Annotated in this window: 14 protein-coding genes; 9 read left to right on the forward strand and 5 right to left on the reverse strand. The window is 59.1% G+C overall.

The window, feature by feature from the left end:
• Nucleotides 1-169 precede the first annotated feature (169 nt).
• A complete protein-coding gene (locus BW992_RS06980) occupies nt 170-544 on the forward strand; it encodes a lysozyme inhibitor LprI family protein (protein WP_083526393.1) in 375 nt (124 codons plus the stop codon).
• A gap of 154 nt (nt 545-698) precedes the next feature.
• Here the strand turns inward: BW992_RS06980 and BW992_RS06985 are convergent, their stop codons facing one another.
• A complete protein-coding gene (locus tag BW992_RS06985) occupies nt 699-1,409 on the reverse strand; it encodes a glutathione S-transferase (protein ID WP_076405864.1) in 711 nt (236 codons plus the stop codon).
• 148 nt (nt 1,410-1,557) lie between these two features.
• Between BW992_RS06985 and BW992_RS06990 the strand changes: the two genes are divergently transcribed.
• The 4 genes from BW992_RS06990 (at nt 1,558) to BW992_RS07005 (ending at nt 4,603) form a co-directional block, all read left to right on the forward strand.
• The gene (locus BW992_RS06990; protein ID WP_072431310.1) at nt 1,558-2,121 is read left to right on the forward strand and encodes a TetR/AcrR family transcriptional regulator; all 564 of its coding nucleotides are present in this window, start codon (nt 1,558-1,560) and stop codon (nt 2,119-2,121) included.
• A 136-nt stretch (nt 2,122-2,257) separates the two neighbouring features.
• The gene (locus BW992_RS06995; protein WP_072459532.1) at nt 2,258-3,385 is read left to right on the forward strand and encodes a GGDEF domain-containing protein; all 1,128 of its coding nucleotides are present in this window, start codon (nt 2,258-2,260) and stop codon (nt 3,383-3,385) included.
• A gap of 396 nt (nt 3,386-3,781) precedes the next feature.
• Nucleotides 3,782-4,201: an organic hydroperoxide resistance protein gene (locus BW992_RS07000; protein ID WP_072398308.1), complete on the forward strand. Its 420-nt coding sequence runs from the start codon at nt 3,782-3,784 to the stop codon at nt 4,199-4,201.
• 33 nt (nt 4,202-4,234) lie between these two features.
• Nucleotides 4,235-4,603: a hypothetical protein gene (locus tag BW992_RS07005; RefSeq protein WP_076405866.1), complete on the forward strand. Its 369-nt coding sequence runs from the start codon at nt 4,235-4,237 to the stop codon at nt 4,601-4,603.
• A 116-nt stretch (nt 4,604-4,719) separates the two neighbouring features.
• Here the strand turns inward: BW992_RS07005 and BW992_RS07010 are convergent, their stop codons facing one another.
• The 4 genes from BW992_RS07010 to tag form a co-directional block, all read right to left on the reverse strand.
• Entirely contained in the window at nt 4,720-5,508 is a 789-nt protein-coding gene (locus BW992_RS07010) for an SDR family NAD(P)-dependent oxidoreductase (protein WP_072397578.1), read from the reverse strand.
• 247 nt (nt 5,509-5,755) lie between these two features.
• Nucleotides 5,756-6,481, reverse strand: coding sequence for a hypothetical protein (locus tag BW992_RS07015; RefSeq protein ID WP_076405868.1), 726 nt, complete (start codon nt 6,479-6,481; stop codon nt 5,756-5,758).
• 342 nt (nt 6,482-6,823) lie between these two features.
• The gene (locus BW992_RS07020; protein ID WP_072397575.1) at nt 6,824-7,711 is read right to left on the reverse strand and encodes a lysophospholipid acyltransferase; all 888 of its coding nucleotides are present in this window, start codon (nt 7,709-7,711) and stop codon (nt 6,824-6,826) included.
• Nucleotides 7,712-7,754: 43 nt separating this feature from the next.
• Complete coding sequence (gene tag, locus BW992_RS07025) at nt 7,755-8,312, reverse strand: DNA-3-methyladenine glycosylase I (protein ID WP_072397573.1); 558 nt, start codon at nt 8,310-8,312, stop codon at nt 7,755-7,757.
• 81 nt (nt 8,313-8,393) lie between these two features.
• On the opposite strand from tag, the gene glyQ reads away from it, so the two are divergent.
• From glyQ to BW992_RS07045, 4 genes are all read left to right on the forward strand, one after another.
• Nucleotides 8,394-9,347, forward strand: coding sequence for a glycine--tRNA ligase subunit alpha (gene glyQ, locus BW992_RS07030; protein ID WP_053253611.1), 954 nt, complete (start codon nt 8,394-8,396; stop codon nt 9,345-9,347).
• Nucleotides 9,344-11,395 (forward strand): glycine--tRNA ligase subunit beta, encoded by a 2,052-nt coding sequence (gene glyS / locus BW992_RS07035; protein ID WP_072397562.1) that lies wholly within the window; start codon nt 9,344-9,346, stop codon nt 11,393-11,395. Before glyQ ends, glyS begins: the two co-directional genes overlap by 4 nt.
• A 10-nt stretch (nt 11,396-11,405) precedes the next feature.
• Nucleotides 11,406-11,939: a D-glycero-beta-D-manno-heptose 1,7-bisphosphate 7-phosphatase gene (gene gmhB / locus BW992_RS07040; RefSeq protein ID WP_072397560.1), complete on the forward strand. Its 534-nt coding sequence runs from the start codon at nt 11,406-11,408 to the stop codon at nt 11,937-11,939.
• Nucleotides 11,940-12,020: 81 nt separating this feature from the next.
• On the forward strand, nt 12,021-12,800 hold the full coding sequence (locus tag BW992_RS07045) for a lysophospholipid acyltransferase family protein (protein WP_072397558.1): 780 nt from the start codon (nt 12,021-12,023) through the stop codon (nt 12,798-12,800).
• Nucleotides 12,801-12,814 lie beyond the last annotated feature (14 nt).

The following is a 12,814-nucleotide window of genomic DNA, read 5'->3' on the forward strand; positions in this document are numbered from 1 at the left end:
ACCAGGTGGTGAAAAAACGGGGCTGCATCGAAGTGCAGGCCCGTTTTTTTTGCTCGCCATAAATGACCTGTCTCCTCGTCACAGGATCTGCTTCATAGTTCTACGAGCCCCATGCTAAATTCTTCGCCGCAACCTCTAATGAGTAGAGGGCATTCAGGGAGAGAAGTGTGTGATCAAGTCTTTGTTGGTTGGGGCATTGCTGGCAATGGCATCAGCATCGGCATCTGCGATGAGTTGCGATAACCCTAGAAACGCCTATGACAGAACATATTGCGCATCGCTGAAAATGGTTCAGTCGGATCAGGAAATCAATGATCAATACAAAAAGACCATGAGTGCCCTGAACCCGGATCAAAAGAAGACAGTGAAAGCGGCTCAAATCCAGTGGATCAAGATTCGTGACAACGCCTGTTCCAACGATGGCCTGCTCTACCTGGACTGTGCCAACGAGAAGACCGAGGCACGCATCGTCATACTCAAAGCGATCGAGCGCGAATGCCGTGCTGCCGGTTGCGACGATGCCAAGCTGTCGCAAGTCGAGTAACCCGTAAACAACGTCGGGCTTGCAGGCGTATCCCACGAAAACCCGACGTAAAGCGCCGGGTTTTTCTTTGGTGGGTTCATCCGTTACCCAATCCGATTCACCAGCAACGACCCCAACACACCCTTGCCCCTTCTTTCAGCCTGGCGCAGGTAAGTCATGATCGGTGCTGCGCAGCGCCACGCTCGACCATGGCACGCCATGCCTGGACGCTGGGGCGCTCCTGCATCCTGGCATGCCAGGCTCGAAGCGCCACGCACTCTTCAGGTACCGGAAGCTGCACCAGTGAGGCGAAGATCATGCCGCCCAGTACCGCAATGTCAGCCATCGAAAACTTCTCGCCCGCCACAAAGGGCTGGTCGTTGAGAAGTCTGTCGAAATAACGCATGCCTCTGATCGCCTTATCGCGCATCCGGGCGCCCCACTCGGCGTTCTGGTACAGCTCGACATCTGGGCCGAGTCCTGGCGTGGCATGGTGGAAGTACACACTGACGGCATCGAGAAACTCGATTTCGGCACGTTTGGTCATCATATGGATGATGCCTTTTTCAACAGGCGTTTGCCCCGTCAGCGTCGGGTGTCCGTCCAGGCTATCCAGGTATTGGGTAATCGCCGTGCACTCAGCGATCCGAGTCCCGTCTCTAAGCTCAAGCACCGGGAGCGTGCCGGAGTAATTGATGGCCAGGAATTCAGGTTGCTTGTGCTCACCGGCCCAGAGATTGACCGATACGAATTCAACGTTCGACAGCAAACCCTTTTCCGCCAGCGCGATGCGCACCCGGGCAGGGTAGGGTCCGTTGAACCAATCGTAGATTTTCAGTGTGGAAGTCGTTGGAACAGCGTCGCTGCGTTCCTGTGGAGAGGTCATGAGCCGATACCTGCCTGTCAGTTGGTAGGTAAAGACTGAATCGTTTTTTTCTCACCGTCAACTCCCTACCTGACAATTGGCAGGTAGCCAGTCGTACGCGTAGAATCCCTGCCCCTGATCCATTTGGTCTCGAAGCGAGGGTGGCAACGTGAACGAAAATGCTCGAGAAGCCATTTTGGCAGCGGCCAGATCCGCAGCCCAACTGCATGGTTACAGCGGTATCAATTTCCGAAGCATTGCTGAAGAAGTGGGCATCAAGAATGCGAGCATCTACTACCACTTTCCGAGCAAGGCGGCCCTGGGCGCTGCGGTCGCCGAACGTTATTGGCAAGAAGCGCAGCGGGCGCTTGAAGCGATACGTGAGGCCAACCCTGACCCGAATCGGTGTCTGCAGCTTTATCCATCGATTTTTCGAAAGTCTCTCCAGGATGGCAACAGACTCTGTCTGTCCAGCTTCATGGCGGCCGAGTACGAAGACCTTCCCGAGGAAGTCATGCGTGAGGTCAAGGCGTTTGCGGACCTCAACGTGATGTGGCTCGCCCAGATGCTGGCGAATGCCAGCACAGGCAGCACCGAGAAATGTGAACGTCGGGCCCTCGCCATCTACACCGCAGTAGCGGGCGCCCAGTTGATTGCGCGAACCCGGATGGACATCAACCTGTTCGACGATCTGATAGAGAGCTATCAAGAGGCGGGATTGATTCCAGCCTGACTGTGTACGCCGCTTTTCTTCTCAAACCGGGCCGTTCTCCAAAGCTTCACGAAGGCCAAGCTTAATCTGGGTTGTGAGCGTTGCTGGCAGGGTGCCACAATCGTTCCTTTAGTTGCATCACGATCAGGTGGATCACATGCATGGCCAAGGATCTCGGAATGATCAGGATTTTTTCATAGCCGAGCAGGTGCGAACCGACCGACTGCAGCAACTGTTTCGCCAATCGATCACGGCGGTATTTGGTAGCTATCTCGCGGCCGTCATGTTGTGTTGGCTGTGCTGGGACCGCTTTGAACACAGCGTCGTCCTTGTGTGGCTAGCCTTACTGACGGGATCGACGCTTTTACGCATCGCGTTGTTCCTTGCCTATGTCCGCAGCGATGAAAGCAAGCGCACACCTCAACGCTGGGAGCGCAAGTACTGGATCACGTTGGTGTTGTCCGCCAGCATCTGGGGGGGAGGTGCCCTGGCGGTCATGCCGGCGGACGATCTTCTGTCCCAGGCACTGGTCATGCTTTTTACTGTGGGGATGTCCGTCAGCGCGGTGTCCTGCTACTCGGCCTACCGCGATATGACGCTCGTCTCCATTGGCCTGGTCCTGTTGCCCTGCACCGCCTGGCTGCTGTTGCAACCATCGCAGCTTCAAGTCGGCATGGCGCTCTGCATCCTGGTGTTCGCGGCGTTCGTAGCCCGCGCAACACACAAAATGTCCCAGGCACTGGAAACCGCCTTCAGGCTCACCCGTGAAATGGAGCAGGCTAACAGCATTTCAACCCGTGCCGCGCAAACCGATGAACTGACCGGCCTCAAAAGCCGGCGCGCTTTCTTCGAACATGCCCAGCAGCTCTATAACGAGTGCAGAACCAATCGGTTGGAACTGTGTGCCGTCATGTTGGACATGGATCATTTCAAGCACATCAACGACACCTACGGCCATCAAGTGGGCGACCAGGTTCTGCGGCAGATGGGCATGGTCATCAATTCATCCTTTCGCGCCACGGATATCCACGGCCGGTTAGGCGGAGAAGAATTTGCCATTCTGCTTCCCAACACCTCGATCGAGGTCGCAACCGAGATTGCCGAAGAGCTTATCCAGACCATCGGCGGATTGATGATCGAGCCCGTCAACTGCGTGACGGCCAGCCTTGGCGTGGCGTCCACGCAGGCGGGACACAAGGATCTGCATAGCCTGATGAATAACGCTGACCAGGCGCTGTATCGGGCCAAGGCGTTGGGGCGCAATCAAGTCGCGGTTGCCCGATAGCGCGGCTCCTGGTTGAACATATCCTCCTTGGTGGCCGTCTTTGCGACAAGCAGATATCCAGCTGGATTCGATGCGGTTTCCAGATTTGTCGACGCAGCTCGCTTCGCCCTGTAGCCATCGCCCGCCTTTGACTTTCCCTCTCTGCGAAAGCCTGTGTTGCTTGGCTGATCCCCTCACGCCTTGCGCGTCCCCGGCTGAGGCGGGGAGATATCTCGCAGGTTAGGAAATAAATTTCCTTCTCTATCAATCTCTTAGCAATAAAGCAGAGAATTTTTAAAAAATTTATCTTGCGCGCAAAGTATTTGAGCGTTAACTTTATCTCAACTGGTTAGCGCACAAACATTTGGCGCATACCAAACTAAGACTCGATCAGCCCATTCAGCAAGAGGAAACATCATGAACGTTCTCTATACCGCAGTCGCAACCTCCACCGGTGGCCGTGATGGCCGTGCTGTTTCCAGCGACAAGATTCTCGACGTGAAACTGGCCACCCCAAAAGCCCTGGGCGGTACCGGTGGTGAAGCCACCAACCCTGAGCAACTGTTCGCAGCCGGCTACTCGGCTTGCTTCATCGGCGCACTGAAGTTTGTCGCCAGCCAGAGCAAACGCAGCATTCCTGCCGATGCCTCGATCACCGCACACGTCGGCATCGGCCAGATCCCTGGCGGTTTCGGTCTGGACATCGACCTGCACATCAACCTGCCAGGTCTGGATCAAGCCGATGCCCAAGCGCTGGTCGACGCGGCTCACCAGGTTTGCCCGTACTCCAACGCGACTCGCGGCAACGTCGACGTCCGCTTGCACGTCACCGTCTAACTCACTTCATCTACGAATAAAAAGGATCAGGACATGAACACTTTCCGCAAAACGCTCGTTGGCTCGCTTCTGGCACTGTCCCTCGGCAACGCGTTCGCAACTTCTTTTGTTCAACCTGCGTTCGCTGAGGGTGGTTCGGATCGACTGATCGAAAACCGTGTAGCCGAAGGCGGCTCGGACCGACTCATCGAAAACCGGGTAGCCGAAGGTGGCTCGGATCGACTGATCGAAAATCGTGTGGCCGAAGGCGGCTCGGACCGACTCATCGAAAACCGCGTGGCCGAAGGCGGCTCGGATCGACTCATCGAAAACCGCGTGGCCGAAGGCGGCTCGGATCGACTCATCGAAAACCGTGTGGCCGAAGGTGGCTCGGATCGACTGATGGAAAACAGAGTGGGCTGAAAAAACCCTTCACCACTTCAAAGCCGGTCGAATCACCCCATGTTGCTTCCAAAACAAAAGACGCCGCTTATCTCTCACGAGGAAGCGGCGTTTTTTTGCAACGTGTCATAGGCATCCTAAACGATGCTATCCACCACACCACCATCGACACGCAGCGCCGCTCCAGTGGTGGCCGAGGCCTGCTCCGAACTGGCATAGATAATCATGTTGGCAACCTCCTCGACGCGTGCCGCGCGCTGGATGATCGAGGTGCTGCGGTGCTGGTTGACGAAGTCTGCCGCGACCTTTTCCAGGCTTTCCCCAGTGCGCTCGACGTCTGCCTTGAGCATCTGGGCAACCCCTTCGGAAAGCGTCGGCCCGGGCAATACCGAGTTTACCGTCACGCCCGTACCAGCGAGGCGCTTGGCCAGGCCGCGAGCGATGGACAGTTGGGCGGTCTTGGTGAAGCCGTAGTGGATCATGTCGGCAGGAATGTTCACGCCCGATTCCGACGAGACAAACACGATCCGTCCCCAACCACGCTCGACCATGCCCTGCGCGTAGGCCCTGGAAACACGCACACCCGACATGACGTTGGTTTCGAAGAAGCGTTGCCATTCGCTGTCCGGCGTTTCGAAAAAATCTTCCTGTTTGAAGATGCCCAGGTTGTTGATGACGATATCGAAGCTGGGGTGCTTGGCTATCAGTGCCTGGCAGCCCGTCGAGTTGCTGAGATCGCCCACAAAGCCGGTCGCCCTTGAGGCAAGCGCGCCCAAGCGCTGCAGCGCGTCCGCCACGCTGCTCTCGCTTCGACCGTTGATGACCACGTGAGCACCGGCTTCGAGAAAGCCTTTGGCGGTAGCGAAACCGATACCGCTGGTGGATCCGGTGACCAGGACCTGACGTCCGGTGAAATCGATGTTCATGAGGGGACTCCTTGATTAATGAACCAGAGGAAGTGCGATATTTCTGACTGGACGGTAGTCCGACGGATTTGCAGATGGCTTTGCCATTCCAACGTCGCCGATATCGCAGGCCCTTAATCATGGACACGATTGAGGCTTTGCGCCTCCTCGTGGTCAATCAACCATCAGGAAGCCGGCCGCACCGCCAGTTCATAGTCGGTCCTGGGGGAGCAAGCGTCCTCGCCACGAGACTCGGTAGACCCGGCTTTCAGGCCTGCGCGCTGAATCGCTGCGCAGCACGCCGTTCAAGCATCGCGGCTTCCGTTTCTTGGGTCGCCAGTTCGCCTTTGTGCGCCAGTTGGGTGAAAAACAGCCCGTCCGAAAATTCCTGGGGCGGCACCGAGCCGGCGCGCTTGAGCAGCGGTGCCAGGTCGATGGTGCTGGCGAAGTTTTCCTTGGTCAGATTGTAGCGGCCCAGGTAGCTGCCAGACCAAGGCGAGTCGGCATCCACCATGTCGATGGAGGCGTCGCGCAAGGCGCTGGCTGCGGCTTTCAAATCAGTGGATTCATTGAGCAGATCGGTGAGGCGCTGGGTCTGCGAGGTGCTGAGCTGCCCGGCGGTGTTGAGCACTTTCAACTTGCCATCGGCCTCGACGGTGAAGCCGTATTTCTTGCTGGCCAGATCCGGGTCGGTTGCCGACAGCGTTGACTGGAATGCCTCGAAGGAGGTTTTCAAGGTGTTTTTCGCGCTCTCGGTGATCGCGACATAGCGAGGAAAATCTGGCGATTGGGATCGACCGACCCAGGTGGTAATGGCCACCAGTGGTTGCTCCACGGTCTGGGTTTCTTCACTGGGGTGGTAGATGGCTGCTGGGCCAGCGCTTGCCAGTTCCTTTACAGAGCCTGTTGGAGGATGAGTGACCAACTTCTGATCGGAGCGGGTGAGGTGGGTGTTGGGGGGTGCAATAGAGGCAGCGCTAAGAGAGAGTTCCATTTCATCGGTCCATGATTGGCGGATACATCGGGTTATCGACAGCCGCGGACCGAGCTTTAGGAAGTGAGAGGACATGGGGTGAGGTCAATTAGTCATGTGGCGGCTGTTAGGGCGCTATCGCGAGCAAGCTCGCTCCCACAGGAATTCATGAATGGGCGCAATGTCTGTAAACAGCCCGGAAAAAACTGTGGAAGCGAGCTTGCTCGCGATAGCGTTGGGCCTGCTTGCATCGATGTTGAGTGTGCCGCCGTCGTCGCGAGCAAGGGCTCCCACATAGGGACTTGGGTGTTCACAGATCCTGCATTCACCACCAGATCCCCGCTTATATGAAGCAACAGATCTTCAATACCACCGCGCCTCACCCGGCGGGCGCTTCTTGAAGCGTTTCATGCTCCACATGTACTGGCTGGGATAGGCCCGTACGTAGCGTTCCACCACCTGGCTCATGGCCGCGCAGGCGGTTTCGGTGTCGGTGCTGTACATGGCTTCGGGCGCGGCTTCGAGGATAACCTTGTAGCCGGAGCCGTCCGGCAGGCGCAGGGCGTGGAGGAAGACGCCGACCGCCTTGCCGCCGGCGAGCATGTTCGGTACGAACTTGCTGGTCAGGGCCTGAGTGGCGAAGAAGGGCACGAAGATACCAGCGGATTCGGCCGGTTCCGGGTCGGCGGGGATGCCCACCTGGCCGCCCTTGCGCACTTCCTTGATGACACTGAGGATGCCTTCCTTGGTGGACGCCGCGACTTTGTTGCCCAACTGCACCCGCTGCTTCTGCAGCAGTTCATCCACCGCCTTGAGCTTGGGCGGCCGATAGAAAATGATCGGTTTGCACTGGCTGCAATAGAAGTGGTTGAGCACCTCCCAGTTGCCCAGGTGGCTGGTGATGCCCACCACGCCCTTGCCCGAGGCCAGCGCCTCCTTCAACACCTCCAGGCCCTCGACTTCGCGCACCAGTTCGATGGAACGCTGGGCCGGCCAGATCCAGGCGCAGGCACTTTCGGTCAAGGATTTGCCGATGTCCTTGAGGCTCTGGCCCACCAGGCGTTCGCGCTCGGCCGGGTCCATCTCGGGAAAGCACTTGGCGAGGTTGATCCGCACCACGTCGCGGGAGCGATTGGGAAATTTCCACATGAGCCAGCCAATGGCAGAGCCCACCGCCTGCACCGCCCGCCAAGGCAGCAGCGCAAACAACCGCAGAGCGCCGACCAGCAAGGCGCCTTTCAACTTATCCACAGGTCACTCCTGAATTCTTCGGTCGTGTTGCGAGCCGGCTATTCTAACCACCGTTTGCCAGCTCAGCGTAGCGGTCGCAATCCCTTGTGTGGTCCATCACCATGCCCGAGGCCTGCATGAAGGCGTAGCAAATGGTGGGGCCGACGAACGTGAAGCCGGCTTTTTTCAGACCCTTGCTCATTTCGATGGCCTGGGGGGTGATGGCCGGTACTTCGGTGCGGTCCCTGAAGTGGTTGATGACGGGTTTATCACCCACGAACGACCACAGGAACGCCACCGGGTCTTCCAGCGCCAACCAGGCCTGGGCATTGCGACGGGCGGCCTTGAGCTTGAGCCGGTTGCGGATGATGCCAGGGTCGAGCATCAGATCATCGATTTCGGCATCGCTCATCTGCGCCACCCGCTGCACATCGAAGCCATAGAGCACCTTGCGGTAATGTTCACGCTTGCGCAGCACGGTGATCCAGGACAACCCGGCCTGGAACCCTTCGAGCAAAAGCAACTCGAACAAACCCTGCGCATCGCGCAGCGGCGTCCCCCACTCCTGATCGTGATAAGCCATGTACAACGGATCGTCAGAACACCAAAAGCAGCGTGGCATAAGGCTCCAGGGGGCGTGCGCACGAACGAATCGGGTATACTCCCGCTCTTTAAATCGCAGCCCAAGAAACAGGTGAATTTCGTGAGCCAGCCTACGCCAGCCGTGCGTACCTTCCAAGACTTGATCCTCGCCCTCCAGCAATACTGGGCCGAGCAAGGTTGCGTGGTACTTCAGCCCTACGATATGGAAGTAGGCGCCGGCACTTTCCACACTGCCACGTTCCTGCGTGCCATCGGCCCGGAAACCTGGAACGCCGCCTACGTACAGCCCAGCCGCCGCCCGACTGACGGCCGCTACGGCGAGAACCCGAACCGCCTGCAGCATTACTACCAGTTCCAGGTGGTCCTGAAGCCCAACCCGGACAATTTCCAGGAGCTGTACCTGGGATCGCTCAAGCACGTGGGCCTCGACCCGTTGGTGCATGACATCCGTTTCGTCGAAGACAACTGGGAGTCGCCGACCCTGGGCGCCTGGGGCCTGGGCTGGGAAGTCTGGCTCAACGGCATGGAAGTGACCCAATTCACCTACTTCCAGCAGGCGGGCGGCATCGAGTGCTACCCGGTGACCGGCGAAATCACTTACGGCCTGGAACGCCTGGCCATGTACCTGCAAGGCGTGGATTCGGTCTACGACCTGGTGTGGGCCGACGGTCCGTTCGGCAAGGTGACCTACGGCGACGTGTTCCACCAGAACGAAGTGGAGCAGTCGACCTACAACTTCGAACACGCCAATGTCGAGAAGCTGTTCGAACTGTTCGATTTCTATGAAAGCGAGGCCAAGCGCCTGATCGAGCTGGACCAGCCGCTGCCGTTGCCGAGCTATGAAATGGTGTTGAAGGCCTCCCATACCTTCAACCTGCTGGACGCACGCCGGGCGATTTCGGTGACCGCGCGTCAGCAATACATCCTGCGTGTGCGCACCCTGGCGCGTTCCGTCGCGCAAGCCTACCTGATGGCCCGTGCCAAGCTGGGCTTCCCGATGGCGACCCCGGACCTGCGTGATGAAGTGTTGGCTAAGCTGGAGGCTGCACAATGAGTGCTCAAGATTTTCTGGTTGAACTGGGCACCGAAGAACTGCCACCCAAAGCCCTGAACACCCTGGCCGATGCGTTCCTGGCCGGTATCGACAAAGGCCTGCAAGCCGCCGGACTGAACTTCGAGACCAAGCACGTCTACGCCGCGCCGCGTCGTCTGGCCGTGCTGATCACCGGCCTGGCGACCCAGCAGCCGGATCGCAGCATCAACCTCGACGGCCCGCCACGCCAGGCCGCATTCGATGCAGACGGCAACCCGACCCAGGCTGCCCTGGGCTTCGCCAAGAAGTGCGGCGTGGACCTGAGCGAAATCGACCAGAGCGGTCCGAAGCTGCGCTACAGCCAGAGCATCAAGGGCAAGCCGACCGCCAGCCTGCTGCCGACCATCGTCGAAGACTCACTCAATGACTTGCCGATCCCCAAGCGCATGCGCTGGGCCGCGCGCAAGGAAGAGTTCGTGCGTCCGACCCAATGGCTGGTGATGCTGCTCGGTGACCAGGTCATCGACTGCACCATCCTGGCCCAGAAGGCCGGTCGCGATTCCCGCGGCCATCGTTTCCACCATCCACAGAGCGTGCGCATCACTTCGCCGGCCAACTACCTGGCCGACCTGCGTGCCGCCTATGTGCTGGCCGATGCCAACGAGCGTCGCGAGCTGATCAGCAAGCGCACCGAAGAGCTGGCGACCCGCCAGGAAGGCACCGCCATCGTGCCGCCGGACCTGCTGGACGAAGTGACTGCCCTGGTGGAATGGCCAGTGCCGCTGGTGTGCTCGTTCGAGGAACGTTTCCTGGAAGTGCCGCAGGAAGCGCTGATCACCACCATGCAGGACAACCAGAAGTACTTCTGCCTGCTGGACGCCGAAGGCAAGTTGCTGCCGCGCTTCATCACGGTCGCCAACATCGAGAGCAAGGACCCGCAGCAGATCGTCGCAGGTAACGAAAAAGTCGTTCGCCCGCGCCTGACCGATGCCGAGTTCTTCTTCAAGCAAGACAAGAAGCAGCCGCTGGAAAGTTTCAACGAGCGCCTGCAGAACGTGGTGTTTCAGGAAAAACTCGGCAGCGTCTACGACAAGGCCGAGCGGGTTTCGAAGCTGGCCGCGTTCATCGCTCCGCGTATCGGCGGCGATGCCCAGCGCGCAGCCCGCGCCGGCATCCTGTCCAAGTGCGACCTGTCCACCGAGATGGTCGGTGAGTTCCCGGAGATGCAAGGCGTCGCCGGCTACTACTACGCCCTCAACGACGGCGAGCCACAAGACGTTGCCCTGGCCCTGAACGAGCAATACATGCCTCGCGGTGCCGGTGCTGAACTGCCGACTACCCTGACCGGCGCGGCCGTGGCCATCGCCGACAAGCTCGACACCCTGGTCGGCATCTTCGGCATCGGCATGCTGCCCACCGGCAGCAAGGACCCGTATGCCCTGCGTCGTGCGGCACTGGGGGTGTTGCGTATCCTGATCGAGAAGCAACTGGACCTGAACCTGAACGACGCCGTGGCCTTCGCCGTCAACGCGTTCGGCAGCAAGGTCAAGTCTGCCGGCCTGGCCGATGCGGTGCTGGAATTCATCTTCGACCGCCTGCGTGCGCGTTATGAGGACGAAGGCGTCGATGTGGCGACCTACCTGTCGGTGCGAGCCCTCAAGCCAGGTTCCGCACTGGACTTCGACCAGCGCGTACAAGCCGTACAGGCCTTCCGCAAACTGCCGGAAGCCGCTGCGCTGGCCGCTGTGAACAAGCGCGTGTCGAACCTGCTGTCCAAGGCCGAGCCGACGGTCAATGCGCCTGAAGCCCGCTACTTCGATAATGCCGTGGAATTTTCGCTCAACTCGGCGATTCAACAGGCCTATGCGTCGGTGCAACCGCTGATGGAAAAACGCGAATACGCCGAAGCGCTGGCGCGCCTGGCGGCATTGCGCGAGCCTGTCGATGCGTTCTTTGACGCCGTGATGGTGAATGCGGACAACGAAGACGTGCGCAGGAACCGCTATGCATTGCTGGCCCGCCTGCGCGGGCTGTTCCTCAACATCGCCGATATTTCCGTGCTGGGTTGAGGAGCCGCTGTTGAAACTGCTGATTCTCGATCGGGATGGGGTGATCAATCACGACTCCGACGCTTACATCAAATCGGTGGAGGAGTGGTTGCCGATCCCCGGCTCGATCGAAGCCATCGCGCAGTTGAGCAAGGCCGGCTGGACGGTGGCGGTCGCCACCAACCAGTCGGGCATTGCCCGCGGTTATTATGACCTCGCGGTACTGCATGCCATGCATGAGCGCTTGCGCGACCTGGTGGCCGGGCAGGGCGGCGAAGTCGGCCTGATCGTCTACTGCCCCCACGGGCCGGATGACGGTTGCGATTGCCGCAAGCCCAAGCCAGGCATGCTCAAGGCCATAGCAGCGCATTACGACGTGCCGCTTGCGGGCGTGTGGTTCGTTGGCGACAGCCTCGGTGACCTGGAGGCGGCCAAGGCCGTCGATTGTCAGCCAGTTTTGGTAAAGACCGGGAAAGGCGAAAAGACTCTGGGCAAGACCCTACCGGTGGGCACTTTGATTTTTGACGATTTGGCGGCGATTGCCGCTGAACTTATCCACAACTAGGGCTCCCAAGACATCCTGATCAAGGATTGTTCGGGAAGCGCTTGAACAGGCGGGCACCGCCCCGCAACGGTAAATGCCGCCATGTCGATATTGCAGGCCATCAGAACCTTTCTCTTTTACCTGCTACTGGGCACCAGCTCCCTGCTGTGGTGCACCCTGAGTTTCTTTATCGCGCCGTTCATGTCGTTCCGGGCGCGCTACCGTTTCATCAATGTGTACTGGTGCCGCTGCGCGCTGTGGCTGAGCAAGGTATTCCTGGGCATCCGCTACGAAGTGAAGGGTGCCGAGAACGTGCCTGACAGGCCCTGTGTGATCCAGTCCAACCACCAGAGCACTTGGGAAACCTTCTTCCTGTCGGCTTATTTCGAGCCGTTGAGCCAGGTACTCAAGCGCGAATTGCTGTTCGTGCCGTTCTTTGGCTGGGCCATGGCGATGCTCCGTCCGATCGCCATCGACCGCGACAATCCCAAGGCCGCGCTCAAGCACGTGGCGAAGAAGGGCGACGAGTTGCTAAAGGACAATGTCTGGGTATTGATCTTCCCTGAAGGCACCCGTGTTCCCTATGGAACCATCGGCAAGTTCTCCCGCGGCGGTACCGCATTGGCGGTCAATGCCAACCTTCCTGTATTGCCGATTGCACACAATGCCGGCAAATTCTGGCCCAAGGCGGGCTGGGTCAGGAAGCCAGGCTTGATCACCGTAGTGATTGGCCCCCCCCTGTACGCCGAAGGTAGCGGGCCTCGGGCTATCGCCGACCTCAACGACCGTGTCCAAGCCTGGAATGAACAGGCACAACGGGAAATGGGTTCACTTCCTCCGGCACCGGCAGCCCCCATTGCTTCGGACCAGATCGCTGTCTGATTTCTGTGGATAAG

The organism is Pseudomonas sp. 7SR1, assembly GCF_900156465.1.
In the GTDB taxonomy this organism is placed as follows: Bacteria; Pseudomonadota; Gammaproteobacteria; order Pseudomonadales; family Pseudomonadaceae; genus Aquipseudomonas.

Coding starts and splice junctions, on each gene's coding strand:
- BW992_RS07015 (WP_076405868.1), bottom strand. CDS start 6,481: ATGGAACTCTCTCTTAGCGCTGCCTCTATTGCACCCCCCAACACCCAC.
- BW992_RS07045 (WP_072397558.1), top strand. CDS start 12,021: ATGTCGATATTGCAGGCCATCAGAACCTTTCTCTTTTACCTGCTACTG.
- tag (WP_072397573.1), bottom strand. CDS start 8,312: ATGCCACGCTGCTTTTGGTGTTCTGACGATCCGTTGTACATGGCTTAT.
- BW992_RS07005 (WP_076405866.1), top strand. CDS start 4,235: ATGAACACTTTCCGCAAAACGCTCGTTGGCTCGCTTCTGGCACTGTCC.
- BW992_RS06985 (WP_076405864.1), bottom strand. CDS start 1,409: ATGACCTCTCCACAGGAACGCAGCGACGCTGTTCCAACGACTTCCACA.
- glyS (WP_072397562.1), top strand. CDS start 9,344: ATGAGTGCTCAAGATTTTCTGGTTGAACTGGGCACCGAAGAACTGCCA.
- BW992_RS07000 (WP_072398308.1), top strand. CDS start 3,782: ATGAACGTTCTCTATACCGCAGTCGCAACCTCCACCGGTGGCCGTGAT.
- BW992_RS06995 (WP_072459532.1), top strand. CDS start 2,258: ATGCATGGCCAAGGATCTCGGAATGATCAGGATTTTTTCATAGCCGAG.
- BW992_RS07010 (WP_072397578.1), bottom strand. CDS start 5,508: ATGAACATCGATTTCACCGGACGTCAGGTCCTGGTCACCGGATCCACC.